At 68.9% G+C, this 16,735-nt stretch carries 16 protein-coding genes; 4 read left to right on the top strand and 12 right to left on the bottom strand.

The genetic code is table 11. The features are described 5' to 3' along the window. Window positions 1–18 precede the first annotated feature (18 nt). The 8 genes from AZC_RS21780 to AZC_RS21745 all read right to left on the bottom strand — a co-directional run bounded on the left by AZC_RS21780 (window position 19) and on the right by AZC_RS21745 (window position 9,838). Window positions 19–1,428 (bottom strand): M16 family metallopeptidase, encoded by a 1,410-nt coding sequence (locus AZC_RS21780; RefSeq protein ID WP_012172763.1) that lies wholly within the window; start codon window positions 1,426–1,428, stop codon window positions 19–21. Next, window positions 1,425–2,792, bottom strand: coding sequence for a M16 family metallopeptidase (locus AZC_RS21775; protein WP_043879723.1), 1,368 nt, complete (start codon window positions 2,790–2,792; stop codon window positions 1,425–1,427). The genes AZC_RS21780 and AZC_RS21775 overlap by 4 nt, the downstream gene beginning before the upstream one ends. Before the next feature lie 310 nt (window positions 2,793–3,102). Next, entirely contained in the window at window positions 3,103–3,756 is a 654-nt protein-coding gene (locus AZC_RS21770; RefSeq protein ID WP_052286038.1) for a hypothetical protein, read from the bottom strand. A 121-nt stretch (window positions 3,757–3,877) separates the two neighbouring features. Continuing rightward, entirely contained in the window at window positions 3,878–4,384 is a 507-nt protein-coding gene (lspA, locus tag AZC_RS21765; RefSeq protein WP_043879722.1) for a signal peptidase II, read from the bottom strand. Between the two features lie 5 nt (window positions 4,385–4,389). Beyond that, window positions 4,390–7,395 carry an isoleucine--tRNA ligase gene (gene ileS / locus AZC_RS21760; RefSeq protein ID WP_043879721.1) on the bottom strand — a complete coding sequence of 1,002 codons (3,006 nt, stop codon included), beginning with the start codon at window positions 7,393–7,395 and terminating at the stop codon, window positions 4,390–4,392. 220 nt (window positions 7,396–7,615) lie between these two features. Next, window positions 7,616–8,329, bottom strand: a complete 714-nt coding sequence (gene sfsA, locus AZC_RS21755) for a DNA/RNA nuclease SfsA (protein ID WP_012172758.1) — start codon at window positions 8,327–8,329, stop codon at window positions 7,616–7,618. 66 nt (window positions 8,330–8,395) lie between these two features. Further along, complete coding sequence (locus tag AZC_RS21750; protein WP_012172757.1) at window positions 8,396–9,256, bottom strand: hypothetical protein; 861 nt, start codon at window positions 9,254–9,256, stop codon at window positions 8,396–8,398. Between the two features lie 123 nt (window positions 9,257–9,379). Further along, a complete protein-coding gene (locus AZC_RS21745) occupies window positions 9,380–9,838 on the bottom strand; it encodes a PaaI family thioesterase (RefSeq protein WP_043880611.1) in 459 nt (152 codons plus the stop codon). A gap of 128 nt (window positions 9,839–9,966) precedes the next feature. Between AZC_RS21745 and AZC_RS21740 the strand changes: the two genes are divergently transcribed. Together AZC_RS21740 and hisS are read left to right on the top strand one after the other, a co-directional pair. Then, window positions 9,967–10,782, top strand: coding sequence for an MOSC domain-containing protein (locus tag AZC_RS21740; RefSeq protein ID WP_043879720.1), 816 nt, complete (start codon window positions 9,967–9,969; stop codon window positions 10,780–10,782). A 56-nt stretch (window positions 10,783–10,838) separates the two neighbouring features. Next, window positions 10,839–12,347: a histidine--tRNA ligase gene (hisS, locus tag AZC_RS21735; protein ID WP_012172754.1), complete on the top strand. Its 1,509-nt coding sequence runs from the start codon at window positions 10,839–10,841 to the stop codon at window positions 12,345–12,347. A 42-nt stretch (window positions 12,348–12,389) separates the two neighbouring features. Here the strand turns inward: hisS and AZC_RS21730 are convergent, their stop codons facing one another. Beyond that, entirely contained in the window at window positions 12,390–13,289 is a 900-nt protein-coding gene (locus tag AZC_RS21730; protein WP_012172753.1) for a DMT family transporter, read from the bottom strand. 201 nt (window positions 13,290–13,490) lie between these two features. Between AZC_RS21730 and AZC_RS21725 the strand changes: the two genes are divergently transcribed. Next, complete coding sequence (locus AZC_RS21725) at window positions 13,491–13,703, top strand: Trm112 family protein (protein WP_043879719.1); 213 nt, start codon at window positions 13,491–13,493, stop codon at window positions 13,701–13,703. Between the two features lie 39 nt (window positions 13,704–13,742). Here AZC_RS21725 and AZC_RS21720 read toward each other — a convergent pair whose 3' ends face one another. The 3 genes from AZC_RS21720 to AZC_RS21710 are packed head-to-tail and all read right to left on the bottom strand — an operon-like array spanning window position 13,743 to window position 15,619. After that, window positions 13,743–14,084 (bottom strand): type II toxin-antitoxin system HicB family antitoxin, encoded by a 342-nt coding sequence (locus tag AZC_RS21720; RefSeq protein ID WP_043879718.1) that lies wholly within the window; start codon window positions 14,082–14,084, stop codon window positions 13,743–13,745. Then, a complete protein-coding gene (locus tag AZC_RS21715; RefSeq protein WP_012172750.1) occupies window positions 14,081–14,335 on the bottom strand; it encodes a type II toxin-antitoxin system HicA family toxin in 255 nt (84 codons plus the stop codon). Before AZC_RS21715 ends, AZC_RS21720 begins: the two co-directional genes overlap by 4 nt. A 48-nt stretch (window positions 14,336–14,383) precedes the next feature. Then, window positions 14,384–15,619, bottom strand: a complete 1,236-nt coding sequence (locus tag AZC_RS21710) for a ubiquinone biosynthesis hydroxylase (protein ID WP_012172749.1) — start codon at window positions 15,617–15,619, stop codon at window positions 14,384–14,386. A 131-nt stretch (window positions 15,620–15,750) separates the two neighbouring features. On the opposite strand from AZC_RS21710, the gene tesB reads away from it, so the two are divergent. After that, window positions 15,751–16,614, top strand: coding sequence for an acyl-CoA thioesterase II (tesB, locus tag AZC_RS21705; RefSeq protein WP_043879717.1), 864 nt, complete (start codon window positions 15,751–15,753; stop codon window positions 16,612–16,614). Window positions 16,615–16,735: the final 121 nt, after the last annotated feature.

Here is a 16,735-nt window from a genome sequence, read left to right as displayed (position 1 = left end):
GCCCGGCCCCGGTTCGCCTCAGCCGCCGAGGCCCACGGGGCGGCCCACGACCACGGTCAGGGTGGACTTGGCGCCCGCCAGGCGCTGGGCCACGCGCTTGAGATCGGCCAGCGTCACCGCCTCGATGAGCGCGTTGCGGCGGTCGATATAATCGATGCCGAGCTTGTCGATCTGGATCTGGAGCAACTGGCCGGCGACCTTGGAGGAGGTGTCGAAGCGCAGGGCGTAGCTGCCGGTGAGATAGGATTTGGCCTCGTCCAGCTCGGTCTGGGTCGGGCCTTCATCCAGCATCTTGCGGAACTCGTCGGCGATGATCCTGATGGATTCCGCCGCGCGCTCGTTCTTGGTCGCCGTGCCGGCGAACCACAGGCCCACGTGCTCCAGCGCCACCTGATAGGAATAGACGGAATAGGCAAGGCCGCGCGCCTCGCGCACTTCCTTGAACAGGCGCGAGGAGAAGGCGCTGCCGCCGAGGATGTGGTTCAGCACGTAAGCTGGAATGAAGTCGGAGTCCTGCCGGTCGAGGCCGTCCGTGCCGATCATCACCACCGACTGGGAGACGTCGAGCGGCACCACGTCCACCGTGCCGAGGCCCTTGGGCTTCACGTCCGCCACCGGCACGAGGGTCGGCTGCGCGGGCAGGGTGCCGAACACGCGGTCGAGCTGCTGGCCGAGTTCCTCGGGCGTGATGTCGCCCACCACGGCCACCTTCAGATTGCCGCGGGCAAGGGTCTTCTTGGCGAAGCCCACGAGATCGTCGCGGGTGATGGCGGGGACGCTCTGGAGCGAACCGTCGACCGGGCGGCCATAGGGATGGTTCGGAAAGGCGGTGGCGAACCAGCGCTCGCTGGCGATGGCGTTCGGCTCCGTGGAGCGGCGGCGCAAGGCAGCGAGCTGCGCGGTGCGGATGCGCTCCACCGCCTCGGTGTCGAAGCGGGGCGCCGTGACCGACAGGCGCAGCAGGTCGAAGGCGGCGTCGCGGTTCTCCGAGAGCGTGCGCACGGAGCCGCGCATCTCGTCGCGATTGGCATCGAAATGCAGCTCGATGGCCTTGTCGGCCAGCGTGCGGTGGAAGACCTCCGCAGTCATGTCACCCGCGCCTTCATCCAGCAGCGAGGCGGTGAGGCTGGCGACGCCCGGCTTGTCCGCCGGGTCCTGCGCGGCGCCGCCCATGAAGGCGAATTCCATGGCGATGAGCGGCAGGGTGGTGTCGCGCACCAGCCAGGCCTCGATGCCGCCGGGGCTCATGACGCGGGTGATCCGCGTGGTCTGCGACTGGGCGGGCGTGGGCGTGACGAGAGCGAGCGACATGACGACCATCGAAAACAGAAGGAGGAAACCGGTCACCGCCGGCATGCGCAGGGCGCCGGAGGCGGCCGGGGGCGGAGAGACCTGCGCCGCCCCGGTGGCAAACGGGTGAACCGTCACGAACGCTTCTCCGCCGGACCCTTGCTCTCAGGCTTGGCATCGGCCTGCGGCGCCGGGGTGAGATAGCCGGTCACGGCCCGGCGCAGCACCAGATAGCGGGCGGCGGCGGCCTTCACCTCTTCGGCGGTCACGCCCTTCACTGCGTCCGGCCAGGCGTTCACCTGATCGACGCTCACGCCGGTGGCCCAGGCCGCACCATAGATGCGGGCAAGCGTCGCCTGATTGTCGCGGGCATAGATGGCGTCCGCCGTGAGGCGGGTCTTGGCGCGGGCGAGCTCCAGCTCGTCCGGACCCTCGGCGGCGATCTTCGCGATCACCTCGTCGAGGGCGGCTTCCAGCTGCTCCAGCGTCACGCCGGGGCGGGGGGAGGCCGAGAAGCCGAAGCGGGTCTCGTCATAGGCCGTGCCCTGGTACCAGGCGCCGGCACCGGCGGCGAGGCCCTTCTCCACCACCAGCGTGCGGTAGAGCCGGCCGGTCTGGCCGCCGCCGAGGATCTGGGCCAGCACGTCCAGAACGTCCGCTTCATTGCCCTTGGCGGTGCGGTAGGACGGCACGAGATAGGAGCGCTGGAGCACCGGCTGCGCCACGCGGGCGTCGCTCAGCGAGAGGCGGCGGTGCACCTGCGGCTCGGGCTCCTGCGGGCGGTTGCGCTTGGGCGTGTCGGCGCGGGCGACCTTGCCATAGGTCTCCTCGGCCAGCGCCTTCACCTGCGCGGGCTCCACGTCGCCCGCCACCACCAGCACGGCATTGTTGGGGGCGTAATAGCGCCGGTAGAAGGCGAGGGCGTCCTCCCGGTTCAGCTGCTTGATCTCGTGCTCCCAGCCGATGATCGGGTGCTGGTAGGGATGGTTGACATAGGTCGCCGCCTGCATGGCCTCGCCGAGGCGGGCGGAGGGGTCGTTGTCCGTGCGCATGCGGCGCTCTTCGAGCACCACGTCGCGCTCGGGCAGCACCACCTCGTCGGTGAGCACGAGGCCGGTCATGCGGTCGGCCTCGAAGGCCATCACCTTCTTGAGGTGATCCTTGGCCACGCGCTGGAAATAGGCGGTGTAGTCGGTGGAGGTGAAGGCATTCTCCTGCCCGCCCAGCCGCGCCACCTCGGCGGAGAAGACGCCGGGGGCGTTCTTCTCGGTGCCCTTGAACATCAGATGCTCGAGGAAGTGGGCGATGCCCGACTTGCCCGGCTGCTCGTCCGCCGACCCCACCTGATACCAGACCATGTGGGTGACGACCGGCGTGCGGTGATCGGGAATGACCATCACCTTCATGCCGTTGGCGAGTTCGAACTGCGCCACGTCCGGCCCTGCGGCGGGGGCAGGGGAGACCGCGGCTGCGGCTCCGGCGGCGGCGAGAATGGCGACCATGGCAAGGCGTCTCACGTTCACGGGGCGGTTCCACGGCGCGTCCCGGCGGGCGCGCATCGATGAGAGATAGGATGTCGCCCGGCACGCGCCAAGGCAGACCGTGCGTCAGTGTGCCTGAAGGGGGCGGCGTTCGCAGCGGGGGCGGGGCAGGTGTCGCGGGCTTTTGATGGCGCGGGCATCACGGTGGGCCGCGCAGCGCACCTCACCGGCGCGGGCCGCGCATGGGTATCTGCGCAGCCAAGCCTTGAGCGAAGACGCCGCCCGGGATGCCGGGCGGCGGGAAAAGGGAGAAGACGTTCGCGCCCGCGGATCAATTGCGGTCGAACAGGGTGGGGAATTTGAACGGCTCGTTCTTCTTCTCCACCACGCCGTAGGGGGCGTTGGGGGCGGGGGTCTGATAGCCGGTGGGCGGCTGCGTCAGGCTCTCGCGGGTGGGCTCGCCGGTGAACACCATCGGCTTCTGGTCGGACGGCGTGATGCCGAACCAGGACTTGAAGCCGAGTTCGCTCGGGGAGAGCACGTCGCGCTTGTCCTCATAGCGCTGGGCCGGGCCGTCCAGCTTGCCGGCATTGGCCTTGCGGCCCTTGTTCAGCTCGCTCGGCAGCAGCACGTCGCGCTTGTCCTCGTAGCGCTGGGCCGGGCTGTTATCGACGGCGTTGGCCTTCTCGGCCCGCGCCATGTCGGGGTCCTTCGGCCAGTTGTTGAGCTTCGTGGAGGCCGGCGCCTGCGGCTGCGGCAATTCGCCATTCGCGGCTGAGGGCGGCACCACCAGCGGGGCGCGCTCGCGATAGTCGATGGACGGCCTGGTATCGCCGCCGATGCCGATGGCGCCCATGATGCTGTTCATCAGGGTGCCATCCTGGGACTGCGGCAGCTGATTCGCCGTCTGGGCGGCGGCGGGCGCCGCGGCAAACAGGGCCGGCGTTGCGGCCAGCGCGGATGCGGCAAGGAGGAACGCACGCATCCTGGAGGTCTGGAGCGACCGTCTCATGGTGTTCCGCATGGGTCCTTTCCCGTGTTTCCGGTCCAACCGCTCTCTCCTTCATCCGCTCACGCAACGTCAGTTGACGTTTGGTCGGGACAGATCAGAGGTTGCCTTTAGGGCTGCCCTCCGAGGGCGGCGAATTTGAGGCGCGGGCGAAGAGCGCATCATAAAGAAGGATGACGACGCCCACAACGACGGCAATGTCGGCCACGTTGAAGACGTACCAGCGGAAGTCGCCGGCGTGCAGGGAGATGAAGTCGAACACCCCGCCATAGACCACCCGGTCCACCGCATTGCCGAGCGCCCCGCCGATGAGCAGGCCGAGGCCGAAGGCTTCCAGCCGGCGGGGGGTGCGGGCGAGCCACACCGCAAAGCCGATGGCGGCGGCGATCTTGACCGCCACCAGCACCCAGCGCCCGGTCTCACCTTGCGGAAAGAGGCCGTAGCTGATGCCGGTGTTCCAGATCGCCACGAAGTCCATGAAGGGGGTGATGACCTTCAGCGGCTCGCCCCAACTGGCCGACCAGCTCAGAACGGCGGTCTTGCTCGCCTGATCGAGGACCAGAGCGAGCAGTGCCGTAAGGAGGCCGAGCCGGATGGGGGACATGCGCCTCACTCCGCCGCCGCGCGGGCCTTCAGCTCCCGCAGCGCCTGCGCGTCGCGGGGGGTGACATCGGGATACTCGGGATCGCTGCCGACCTCGGGCGAGACCTTCCACGAGCGGGCGCACTTGCGGCCCTCGGCCCGGGCGAAGACCACCGCAACGCCCGGCACCTCATCGAGGCGGAAGGCGTCCGCCGGGGCCTCGCTGGTGAGGAGGCTGGCATCGGAGGTGATGCACACTTCGGCGAGGTCCACGCCCTCAAGGGCAGCCGCCAGTTCCGCATCGGTCACATGGATGACCGGGGCGGCCTCGAGCGAGGAGCCGATGCGCTTGGCTGCGCGCTCCACTTCCAGCGCACCGAGCACGACGCGGCGGACGAGCCGGATCTTGCGCCACTGCTCCGCCAGCGCCCCGTCGCGCCAGCTCTCCGGCGTCTCCGGGAAGGTGAGGAGATGCACCGAGCCATCCTGCGAGCCGGTGCGGGCGAGGAAGGCTTCCTCGCAGGTGAAGGGCAGGATGGGCGCGAGCCAGGTGACGAGGCGGTTGAACACCTCGTCCAGCACGGTGAGGCAGGCCCGGCGCGTCAGCGACGACAGCGGATCGCAATAGAGCGCGTCCTTGCGGACGTCGAAATAGAAGGCGGAGAGCTCCGTCGTCATGAAGTTGGTCAGGAGCGCGTTCACCCGCTTGTAGTCGAAGGCGACATAAGCCTCGCGGATCTGGCCATCCAGCTCCCACAGGCGGTGCAGGATGAGCTTTTCCAGCGCCGGCATGTCGGCGACGGCCACGCGCTCGGACGGCTGGTAATGGTGCAGCGAGCCGAGCAGCCAGCGGATGGTGTTGCGCAGCTTGCGATAGGTGTCGGCGGTGGTCTTGAGGATTTCCGGGCCGATGCGCAGGTCGTCGGAATAGTCCGAGGCGCAGACCCACAGGCGCAGGATGTCGGCGCCGGAATCCTTGATGACCGTCTGCGGGGCGACCACGTTGCCCAGCGACTTGGACATCTTGCGCCCGTCCTCGTCCAGCACGAAGCCGTGGGTGAGCACGGCGTCATAGGGCGGACGGCCGCGGGTGCCGCAGCTCTCCAGCAGGGAGGAATGGAACCAGCCGCGGTGCTGGTCCGAGCCTTCCAGATACATCACCCGGTCCGGCCCGTTCGGCGGCCGGTCGGCCTTGAGGTCGGGCCGCACTTCCAGCGTGAAAGTATGGGTGGAGCCACTGTCGAACCAGACGTCGAGGACGTCGTCCACCTTCACCCAGTCCCCGGACGCATGCTCTCCGAGGAAGCGGGCGCGGGCGCCCTCCTTGTACCAGGCGTCGGCGCCCTCGGCCTCGAAGGCCTGCGCGATGCGGGCGTTCACCGCCTCGTCGCGCAGGATCTCCACCGAGCCATCGTTCAGCGGGCGGACGAAGACGGTGATCGGCACGCCCCAGGCGCGCTGGCGCGAAACCACCCAGTCCGGGCGGTTGGCGATCATGCCGGTGATGCGGTTCTCGCCGCTCTCGGGCACCCACTCGACGGTCTTGATGCCGGCGAGCGCGCGGGCGCGCAGGGTGTCCGGCTCGTTGCCGGGCAGGGTCGCCGGGCGCGGCGCGGCCTTGCCGTCCGCCTGCCGGATGTCCTGGTCCATGGCGATGAACCATTGCGGCGTATTGCGGAAGATGACCGGCTTCTTGGAGCGCCAGGAGTGCGGATACTGGTGCTTCAGGCGGCCGCGCGCGAGCAGGTTGCCGGCGGCGACGAGCGCATCGATGACCGCCTGGTTGGCGTCGCCCTTCTCGCCCTTCTCGGTGATGACGCGCTTGCCTTCGAAGCCGGGCGCCTGGACCGTGTAGAGGCTGTCCTCATCCACCGTATAAGGGATGGCCGGGTTGATGCCCCGCTCTTCCAGCCAGCGGCGGTTCTGCGTCCAGATCTCGAAGTCCTCGCGGCCGTGGCCCGGCGCGGTGTGGACGAAGCCCGTGCCCGCGTCGTCGGTGACATGGTCCCCGTCAAGCATGGGGACTTGGAAGTCGTAACCACCGAGATCGAGGTTCGCGAGGGGATGGGCGGTGGTGAGGCCCGCGAGTACCTCAGCCGGCACAGCGTCAAGACGCTTGAAAGCTGCGACGCGGGCGGACTTGAAGACTTCCTCGGCCAGCTTGTCGGCGAGGATCAGCTTGTCGCCCACCTTGGCCCAGTTGTCCGCAGCCGCCTCCGTGACCTCGTAAAGGCCATAGGCGATCTTGGACGAGAAGGAGATGGCCCGGTTGCCGGGGATGGTCCACGGGGTGGTGGTCCAGATGACGATGCTGACGGCGGAGAGTTCGCCACCCTGAACCGGGAACTTCACCCACACCGTGTCGCTGGTGTGGTCGTGATACTCCACCTCGGCCTCGGCCAGCGCGGTCTTCTCGACCACCGACCACATGACGGGCTTGGAGCCGCGATAGAGCAGGCCGTTGGCGGCGAACTTCATGATCTCGCGGGAGATCTGCGCTTCGGCCGCAAAGCTCATGGTGGCGTAGGGGTGGTCCCAGTCGCCCTCGACGCCGAGGCGCTTGAACTCGGTGCGCTGCGCGTCCAGCCAGTGCTCGGCATAGGCCCGGCATTCCTGGCGGAAGGCAATCATGGCCGCGCTGTCGCTGAGGTCCGGCTTGGCCTTGCCCTTCTTGCGGTAGTTCTCTTCCTCGATCTTCCACTCGATGGGCAGGCCGTGGCAGTCCCAGCCGGGCACGTAATTGCTGTCATAGCCCAGCATCTGCTGGGAGCGCGTGACCACGTCCTTGAGGATCTTGTTCAGCGCGTGGCCGATGTGGATGTTGCCGTTGGCATAGGGCGGGCCGTCGTGCAGCACGAAGCGCGGACGGCCACGGCCCACCTCGCGCAGGCGCTGGTAGAGGTCGAGGCGGGCCCAGCGCTCCAGCAGTTCCGGCTCCTTCTTCGGCAGGCCGGCCCGCATGGGGAAGTCGGTCTGCGGCAGGAACAGGGTCTGCGAATAGTCCACGGCGTCGGACGGCGTCTTGTCGGTCATTTGGATCGGGCTCGGAATGGGGATCGTTTCGGTCGCATGCGTCACAGCCCGGCAGACCCCGCGCGCGCTCAGGCGCGGCGGCAGGGCGCCGGGCGACTAATTCGCGCTATCGCGACAAAGGTTGCGGTCCCAAAGGGCATCAGAAAAGCCATGGCGGGCTTCTAGCAGGCAGGCCGCGCGCGGGAAAGGGCGGAATCCGGCGGGCCACCCGGACCGGGCCTCACCCCAGCATGGGGATGGTGCCGGTCACCTCGATGCCCTGCGCGTCGATGCGGCAGACGAGGCCGATGGCTTCGACCCCCGCCGTGCGGGCGAGATCGAAGGCGCGGCCATAGGCGGGATCGAGATCGCGGGCGAGGCGGATGTCGCGGGCCGAGGCGATCTGGCTGAGATAGACCATCACCGCCCTGTGACCGGCTTTCACCTCGGCGGCCAGTTCCGCCAGATGCTTGGCGCCGCGCGCGGTGGCGCAGTCGGGAAATTCCGCATGGCCCGGTGCCCGCATGAGGTGGACATTCTTCACCTCGACGAAGCAGGGCGGCCGGTCATCGTCTTCCAGCAGGATGTCGATGCGGCTGTTGACGCCATATTTCACCTCGCGCCGCATGCGGGCATAGCCGGCGAGCTCCGGCACCTTGCCCGCCGCGATGGCCTCGGCGACTAGCACGTTGGGATGCATGGTGTTGACGCCCACCAGCTCCGGGCCGGCGCCGAGATCGGCCTCCACCAGTTCCCAGCCATAGGGCAGCTTGGCGGTCTTGCCGCTCTTTGGGGCGAGCCAGACGCGGGCGCCGGGGGCCATGAGGCCCAGCATGGCGCCGGAATTGGCCACATGAGCGGTCAGTTCCGTGCCGTCCTCCAGCACCGCATCGGCGAGAAAGCGCTTGTAGCGGCGCACGAGGCGGGCAGGCACGAGGGGAACGGGAAAGCGCATGTGGGACCGGTGGACACAGGGAGAGGCCGCCCTTGGAGCACCTCGGAACGGACCTGTCGAGACCGATCAGAACTTCGGCGTCTCCGGTGCCGTGCCCTGTCGCGCGGCGCGGGCGTCCACTGCCGCGACGATCTGGCTCTGGGCCGCCTCATAGCTCGCCACGGCGCCGCGATTGTCCGCGAGCGTGGTCTTGAAGCTGCGGACCCGTCCCCCGGCCTGCACGATCAGGTCCACCTGAATGAGCAGGTCCTGCTTCTCCTCCACCGCCGCGCGATAGCTGTCGAGCCGGCCGATGGCGAAGGTGGCGGAGACCGCCGGACACGGCGCCTTGGTGCCGCAGGGCTGCACCTTGCCGGTCCCGAACACCCAGATGAGCGACTGGACGGGTGCCGCCTCCTCGCCCCTGCGAAACGAGGGCGGGCCGTATTTCTCGATGAGCTGGCCGACGAGGGGCGCCACCTGCGGTGCGGCGGCCGAACTGCCGAAATCCACCCGGCGCTGGATGCCGAGCAGCGGGCTTCCGGTGGTCGGCAGGCCGAAGCTCAGGGTCACCTCCTCCTGCGTGCCCGGGCCCGAGGCCTGAGCGGTCATCTGGGTGAGCACCGGACGGGAGCGGAAGGCCACCCCGTCGCTCAGATAGGTGATGGTCGCCTTCGTCGCCTCGATGCGGGAGGCAGGATAGGCCTTGGCCAGCGCCGCCCGCGCCTCGGCCTCGCCCATGCCGGGCGCGAGGCCCCGCACGTCCGGCTGGACATTGGCGATGGTATAAGGCTGCGGCGCTCCGGTGGCGGTGAAGGTGATGTCCTGCGCCAGCACCGGGCTCGCGGTCAGAATGCTGACGAGAGCAAGGCCGGCACACCACGGCAGGGTGCCGAAGCGGCGCACGCGCCGCCGGAGGGCGAAAGGGGAATGGGGAGCGCTCGGCATCGGCTCCTCCCTGGATCATGCCGTGTGAGGCCGAAGCGCGGTGCCACCATCCCGGCATTCGGTCGGCGCAATCTAGGGCGGACACCCTTGTCCCTGGCTTGCCTGTCGCCGGTCCATGGCGCCTCAGCGGCTGTCGCTGCGCCCCTCAAGGCACATCAGCGTCTGCGTGGCGGTGGCGCAGTGGGTGCGGGCGCCGGCGGTCTCCGCATGGACGTCCACCCGCACGATGGTGAGGGTGCGGCCCGAGCGGACGACTTCGCCCACCGCCACCAGGCGCTCGCCCTTTCCGGGCGCCATGATGTTGATCTTGTACTCCACCGTCAGCACGGTGGAGCCCGCCGGAAAGAGCGTGAAGGCCGCATAGCCGCCCGCCGTATCGGCGATGGCACCGATGGCCCCGCCGTGGAAATAGCCGAGCTGCTGCGTCACGCCTTCCGCGTAGGGCAGCACCACCTCCACCCGGCCCGGGGCGACCGTGCCGAGGCAGGCTCCCATGGTGGCCATGAAGGGCTGGCGGGCGAAGCTCTCGCGCACCCGTGCCTCGAAGGCAGGATCGCGCACGGTGGGAGCGGCGGTTGTCATGGGCGGTCCTCCGTTGTTCTTGCCGCCATCATAGGCGGCCGGGCGCATGGCGGAACTGCGCCGTCCCGGCTTGACCGCGCGCCGCGGCGGTGCGACCCACGGCCAACTCTGCCGAGAGGACCGCGCCCATGGCTTCCGCCCAGCTTGTCGCCATCCACCGCTATCCCGTGAAGGGGCTCTCCCACGAGGCGCTGGAGAGCGTCGCGCTGGAGGCCGGCACGTGGTTTCCCGGCGACCGGGTCCATGCCGTCGAGAACGGGCCGAGCGGCTTCGATCCCGCGACCCCCGAATACAAGCAGAAGACCGCCTTTCTCGTGCTGATGCGCGACGAAGCGCTGGCTGCCCTCGACACCCGCTATGATGAAGCGACCTCGACGCTCACCGTCTCGCAGGACGGCGCGGTGCGCGCATCCGGCGACCTCTCGACGGTTGAGGGCCGGGCCGCCATCGAAGCCTTCTTCACCGCTTACATGGGGCGCGATGCGCGCGGGCCGCTGCGGGTGCTGACCTCGCCCGCCGGCCACCGCTTCACGGATTCGCTCAGGGCCGGGTTCGTCTCCCTGCTGAACCTCGCCACCGTGCGCGATCTCTCCAAGCGCATGGGCGCGGAGGTGGACCCGCGCCGCTTCCGCATGAACCTCATTCTCGACGGCTGGGAGGCGGGGGCGGAACTCGACATGGTCGGCCGCGTCATCGCTATCGGCCCGGACGTGCGGCTCCAGGTGCTCAAGCGCACGGAGCGCTGCGCCGCCACCAGCGTCAATCCGGACACGGCGGCCCGCGACCTCAACGTGGTGAAGGGCCTCGTCAAGGCCTATGGCCATACCGACTGCGGCATCTATGCCAAGGTGCTCACCGGCGGGCGCATCGCGCCGGGCGATGCCATCCATCTGGCGGACGGCGCACCGTCCCCCAAACTTGCGACCCAGCCGAGGCTCCTCTAAGAGGCCCCTAACGGTCGCGAGACCCCTTCAGATTTCAAGAAGAACAGGCTTTTCCCATGGCCACCGACACCAAGCCGAAGGCGCGCCTGCCGCGCGGTCTCGTGGATCGCACGGGGGCGGAACTCGTCGCCACCCGCGCCATGCTGGAGAAGATCCGCGCCGTCTATGAGCTCTATGGCTTCGAGGCGCTGGAGACGCCCGCCATCGAATATACGGACGCGCTGGGCAAGTTCCTGCCCGATCAGGACCGGCCGAACGAGGGCGTCTTCTCCTTCCAGGACGATGACGACCAGTGGCTGTCGCTGCGCTATGACCTGACCGCCCCGCTGGCCCGCTATGTGGCCGAGCATTTCGACGCGCTGCCCAAGCCCTATCGCTCCTATCGCAACGGCTATGTGTTCCGGAACGAGAAGCCCGGCCCCGGCCGCTTCCGCCAGTTCATGCAGTTCGACGCCGACACGGTGGGCGCCCCGTCGGTGGCGGCGGATGCGGAGATCTGCATGATGGCCGCCGATACGCTGGATGCGGTGGGCATTGCGCGCGGCGACTACGTCATCAAGATCAACAACCGCAAGGTGCTCGACGGCGTGCTGGAGGCCATCGGCCTCGGCGGCGCTGAGAATGCCGGCCGCCGCCTCACCGTGCTGCGCGCTATCGACAAGCTGGACAAGATCGGCCCTGCCGGCGTGCGCGACCTGCTCGGCGCTGGCCGCTGGGAGAATCCGGAAGCCAAGAGCGGCGACTTCACCAAGGGTGCGGGGCTGGAGAGCGCCGCCATCGACCGGGTGATCGCCTTCGTGGAGGCCGGCACGGGCACGGCGGGCCTGGCGAAGCTCGACGCCGTGGTGGGCGAGAGCGAGGCCGGCAAAGCGGGCCTTGCGGAGCTGCGCGAGATCGCGGCCCTGGTCGCCGCCGCCGGCTATGACGACGGCCGCATCGTCATCGACCCCTCTGTCGTGCGCGGCCTCGAATATTACACCGGCCCCGTCTATGAGGCCGAACTCACCTTCGAGGTGAAGGACGAGAAGGGCCGCCCCGTGCGCTTCGGCTCGGTGGCGGGTGGCGGGCGCTATGATGGCCTCGTGGCGCGCTTCCGGGGCGAGCCGGTGCCGGCCACCGGCTTCTCCATCGGCGTCTCCCGCCTGCTGCACGCGCTGGCCCACCTCGGCAAGATGGAGACGCTGGCCGAGATCGGCCCCGTGGTGGTGCTGGTGATGGATCGCGACCGCGCCGCCGATTACATGGCCATGGTGGCGAAGCTGCGCGCCAACGGCATCCGCGCCGAAATGTATCTCGGCGGCTCGGGCATGAAGGCGCAGATGAAGTATGCCGACAAGCGCAATGCGCCGGCCGTCATCATCCAGGGCTCCAACGAGAAGGACGCGGGCGAGGTCCAGATCAAGGATCTGGTGGAAGGCGCCCGCATCGCCGCCGATATCGCCGACCACGCCGAATACCGCGCCGCCCGCCCGGCGCAGTTCTCGGTGAAGGAAGAGGAGATGGTGGAAGCCATCCGGGGCGTGCTGGAGCGCCGCGCCGCCCCTTCGCTGGGTCTCGACGACTGAAGGCCGACGCCGGGTCCGGTTCCATCCGCGACCCGGCATTCCCTATTCGGCCGGTGCCGGGGCGCCGCCGACCTTGGCCTTGCGGCCGAGCACGACCACGGCCACCACGGCGACGGCGAACATCACCGTCTCAAGGTCCAGCGGCTCGCCATTGATGGGCCAGGCGAGGGCAATGGTGACGAAGGTCTGGAGAAGCTGGACCTGCGCCACGCGGGCGACGCCGCCCATGGCGAGCCCGGCGTTCCAGAAGAAGAAGCCGATGAACTGGCTCATGGCGGCCACATAGAGGAAGCCCAGCCAGGCCGGTGTCGGCACCGCCGCGAATTCGCGGGGCAGGAAGAGGAGCGCCGCCGGCAGCGTGATGGGCAGCGCGATGACCAGCGCCCAGGCGATCACCTCCCAGCCCTGCATGAAGCGGGCGAGCCGCGCGCTCACCGGATAGCCGATGCCGCAGGCCACCACCGAGCCCAGCAGCAGCAGATCGCCCGCACCGAAACGGTCCATACCGCCGTTGCGGGCGGCGAACACCACGACGAGACCGGCCCCCAGCAGGCTGAAGGCGAGGAAGAGCGGGCTCGGCCGCTCGCCGGAGAACACCATGGCGCCGAAGGTGGTGGCGATGGGCAGGAGGCCCAGCACCACGCCCGCGTGGCTCGCCGGCACCGTCTGCATGCCGAAGGCCATGAGCAGCGGGAAGCCGAACATCAGGCTCGCGACCACCAGCAGCAGGTCGCGGAACGCCCCCTTCCGCCCGAGCCAGGGCACGCGGCGGCGGACCAGCAGCAGCGCGCCCGCCATGAGGCCCGCGAGCGCCGCCCGCCCGAAGGTGATGAAGAAGGGATCGAGCCCGTTCAGGGCCAGCCGCGTCGCCGGCACCGTGGCGCCGAAGATCACGACGCCAATGAAGCCGAGCAGGAAACCGAGCGTGACGCGCGAGGACATGGCGAGAACCCGCCGGGCGAACTCCCGGCCGCCACGACCTACACGCCGACAGGCGGCGGCAAAAGCGAGAAGTGGTTATGGGATCCATTGCGGAAAGTGAAGGACGCCGCCGCGCCCGCCAAAAGCCCTTGGAGGCCATGGCCCGGCTGGATATGGTGCGCCCGCGACGCACCCGCGCCGCGCCAGACGAGGACCCGCGTGATGACCCAAGCCCAGCGCCCCGGACAGGATGTCGACCCGAAGCTCCTTGAGATTCTCGTCTGCCCCGTCACCAAGGGCCCGCTGGACTATGACCGCGCCCGGCAGGAGCTGATTTCCCGCTCCGCCCGTCTCGCCTATCCCATCCGCGACGGCATCCCGATCATGCTGGCCGACGAGGCCCGCCGCCTCGACGAGAGCGAGATCAAGGGCTGAGGCTCCGGCGGGCCGGGTCATCACGGCCCCGCCAGCATTTCAGGCTGCATTGTCCGCCGCGTCACGAATCGCGGCGGCAACCCACTCATTCAGGCTCTTTCCCTGAGCGGAGGCGGCCACCACGGCGGCCTCATGGTCGGCAGGGTCCAGCCGCACGTTGAAGCGGCCCGAGAAGGTACGCCGTGGCGCGATCCCCTTCTCGGCACAGAGCGCGAGGAAAGCGGCGAGCGACGTGCGCCCCTCCTCGTACAACTGCTCAACGGTCTCGGCGTAGAAATCGGCCCCACCGTTCAACCCGACGAACTCCCCCCGGAACATCCGGATGTCCGGATCGAAGGCCACCACGGCCTTTTCGCCGTCGATCTCGATGATGTTCATCATGGCCGAACTCCGTGTTCGTCGAGCCACTTGCGAATGCTGGCGACGGCGCCCTTGTCCGTGTTGGGCGAAGGGTGTGGACGGTGAAACACCCGCACTTCGCCGAACAGCACCACGCCCACACGCGACCCTTCCCGCTCGCTCACCTCGGCGCCCAGCGCTTGAAACAGAGCCACGACATCCGACCAGCGGACGGAGCCGCTCACCGGATGCGAAAAGATCAGCTCAAGCGTGGCCAGGTGGCGCTTCTTCACGGATCATATAGTACTATTTTTTAGTACCACAACAACCGCCTTTGCCCCTCACAGCGCCTGTCCGCGCAGGAGCTTCGGCACGGCGCCGGTGAGGCCCGCGGCATCGCGGATGAAGAGGCCTTTCAGCTTCGGCATGCGGTCCACAAGGCCGAGGCCCACGTCGCGGATGATGCGCAGGGCGTCGGACTGGTTGGAGAACAGCTTGTTCAGCGTGTCCGTGGCCACTCCCATGGCCAGCGTGTCGAAGCGCCGCCAGCGCTGGTAGCGCTCCAGCACCTGGGGCGAGGCGAAGTCGAGGCCGACGCGGGCGGCGTCCGTCACCGCCTCGGCCAGCGCCGCCACGTCGCGCAGGCCCATGTTGAGGCCCTGTCCGGCGATGGGGTGGATGAGATGGGCCGCGTCGCCGACAAGGGCGAAGCGCTCGCCGATGAAGCTGCGGGCCATGGCAAAGCCGAGCGGATAGACCTGCGGCTTCGTCTCCAGCTTCACCCAGCCGAGCTTGTGGCCGAAGCGCTGCTCCAGTTCTTCCTGGAAGCGGTAGTCCGGCAGCTCGGCGTAGCGCTTGGCGTCCTCGGTGCGCTCGGTCCAGACGATGGAGGCGCGGTTGCCCGGCAGCGGCAGGGTGGCGAACGGGCCCGGCGGCAGGAAGTGCTCCACCGCTTCGCCCAGGTGCGGGCGCTCGTGCTCGACCGTGAAGGTGATGGCCGACTGGCCGTAGGCCCATGACGTGGAGGTGATGCCGGCAAGGCTGCGCAGGCGGGACTTCGAGCCGTCGCACGCCACCAGCAGAGAGGCCCGCAGCACGGCCCCGTCGCCGCCGGTGACGGTGACGCCGGACCGGTCGGTGGCGAAATCCGAAACGGGTGCGGCGCGCATGTCGATGCCCGCGCGTCCGGCGGCATCGGTCAGCGCCTGCTGGAGCACGGCATTGGGCACCATGTAGGCGAAGGGCTCGCCGGGCTCCACGTCGCCGTCGAAGGTGAGGAAGACCGGGCGGGCGACGTCGCGGGTGCGGCTGTCGGTCACCACCATGGTCTTCATGGGCTGGGCCTCGGGGGCCACCTCGTCCCAGACGCCGAGCACGGTCAGCAGGCGGCGCGCGCCGGCGGCGATGGCCGAGCAGCGGCGGTCGCCGGTGAGCGGCTTGCCGAAGCCGGGATCATAGACGGTGATGGCCGCATCCGGCCCGAGCCCGTCTTTCAGCGCCAGAGCGAGGCTGAGGCCCGCAAGCCCTCCGCCCGCGATCACCACGTCGGCAGCCTCAGGCCGTGCGTCCTTACCCATATCCGAACTCCTCGACAGGGTTGCCCGTCATCGTCTGACTGCACCCTTTACGCGCCACGCTCTTGACGGACCAGTCCACGGCGTGGCTCGTTCGCCATCCTGCTTCGTTCCGTCCGAGCTTCGCCAATCCCATGTCCGACGTCGAAACCCTGCGCGCCATCCTCGATCTCGAGCCCCTGGAGATCAATCTGTTCCGGGGTCGCAGTGGTTCCCCCGGCGGCGGCCGGGTGTTCGGCGGCCAGGTGGTGGCGCAGGCGCTCGTGGCTGCCCAGCGCACCGTGGACGAGACGCGCAAGCCCCATTCCCTCCACGCTTATTTTCTGCTCGGCGGCGATCCCACCGTGCCGATCATCTATGAAGTGGACCGCATCCGCGACGGCAAGAGCTTCACCACCCGCCGCGTGGTGGCCATCCAGCACGGCCGCGCCATCTATTCCATGGCCGTCTCCTTCCAGGTTCCGGAGGAGGGCATCGAGCACCAGAGCCGCATGCCGGACGTGCCGCCGCCCGAGGCCTCGCCCTCCGACGAGCAATGGCGCGAGAAGCTCGTGGCCCGTTTCCCCGCCGCCGCCAAGCGCGACTGGATGGCGCTGCGGCCGCTGGAGGTGAAGCCGGTCGGCCTTTCCCCGTCCTTCCTTGCGGGCAAGGAGCAGGAGGCGCGGCCGGGCATCTGGTTCCGGACCCGTGGCGCCCTCCCGGACGACGTGGGCATCCATCAGGCGGTGCTGGCCTATGCCTCCGACCTCTCGCTGCTCCAGGCGGCGCTGGTGCCGCACGGGCGCTCGGTGTTCGACGCCGACATGCAGGTGGCGAGCCTCGACCACGCTCTATGGTTCCACCGGCCGTTTCGCGCCGACGACTGGCTCCTCTACATCCAGGACAGCCCATCGGCCCAAGGGGCGCGCGGATTCTGCCGCGGCGAGATCTATAGCCGCGACGGCAAGCTGGTCGCGTCGGCGGTTCAGGAAGGCCTGATGCGGGTTCTGGAGTCCTGATCGCCCACTTATTGGCCAGTTCGCCTATTTTTAAGGCATGAAAATTGGCAAAGGCGGGGCGAACCCGCCGTTTTGCGCGCGCTGGCGAGAAAATAAGCACGCACCCTTGCCGCTTTGCAGC

The sequence above is a fragment of the Azorhizobium caulinodans ORS 571 genome, assembly GCF_000010525.1.
Classification (GTDB): Bacteria; Pseudomonadota; Alphaproteobacteria; order Rhizobiales; family Xanthobacteraceae; genus Azorhizobium; species Azorhizobium caulinodans.
Note: the sequence above shows the minus strand (reverse complement) of the source record. Positions and strands in the feature narration are given on the sequence as shown.

Bases quoted from the DNA above. Each gene is read 5' to 3' on its own strand.
- AZC_RS21775 (WP_043879723.1), bottom strand. From the start codon at position 2,792: ATGGTCGCCATTCTCGCCGCCGCCGGAGCCGCAGCCGCGGTCTCCCCT.
- AZC_RS21770 (WP_052286038.1), bottom strand. From the start codon at position 3,756: ATGCGTGCGTTCCTCCTTGCCGCATCCGCGCTGGCCGCAACGCCGGCC.
- lspA (WP_043879722.1), bottom strand. From the start codon at position 4,384: ATGTCCCCCATCCGGCTCGGCCTCCTTACGGCACTGCTCGCTCTGGTC.
- ileS (WP_043879721.1), bottom strand. From the start codon at position 7,395: ATGACCGACAAGACGCCGTCCGACGCCGTGGACTATTCGCAGACCCTG.
- sfsA (WP_012172758.1), bottom strand. From the start codon at position 8,329: ATGCGCTTTCCCGTTCCCCTCGTGCCTGCCCGCCTCGTGCGCCGCTAC.
- AZC_RS21750 (WP_012172757.1), bottom strand. From the start codon at position 9,256: ATGCCGAGCGCTCCCCATTCCCCTTTCGCCCTCCGGCGGCGCGTGCGC.
- AZC_RS21745 (WP_043880611.1), bottom strand. From the start codon at position 9,838: ATGACAACCGCCGCTCCCACCGTGCGCGATCCTGCCTTCGAGGCACGG.
- AZC_RS21740 (WP_043879720.1), top strand. From the start codon at position 9,967: ATGGCTTCCGCCCAGCTTGTCGCCATCCACCGCTATCCCGTGAAGGGG.
- hisS (WP_012172754.1), top strand. From the start codon at position 10,839: ATGGCCACCGACACCAAGCCGAAGGCGCGCCTGCCGCGCGGTCTCGTG.
- AZC_RS21730 (WP_012172753.1), bottom strand. From the start codon at position 13,289: ATGTCCTCGCGCGTCACGCTCGGTTTCCTGCTCGGCTTCATTGGCGTC.
- AZC_RS21725 (WP_043879719.1), top strand. From the start codon at position 13,491: ATGACCCAAGCCCAGCGCCCCGGACAGGATGTCGACCCGAAGCTCCTT.
- AZC_RS21720 (WP_043879718.1), bottom strand. From the start codon at position 14,084: ATGATGAACATCATCGAGATCGACGGCGAAAAGGCCGTGGTGGCCTTC.
- AZC_RS21710 (WP_012172749.1), bottom strand. From the start codon at position 15,619: ATGGGTAAGGACGCACGGCCTGAGGCTGCCGACGTGGTGATCGCGGGC.
- tesB (WP_043879717.1), top strand. From the start codon at position 15,751: ATGTCCGACGTCGAAACCCTGCGCGCCATCCTCGATCTCGAGCCCCTG.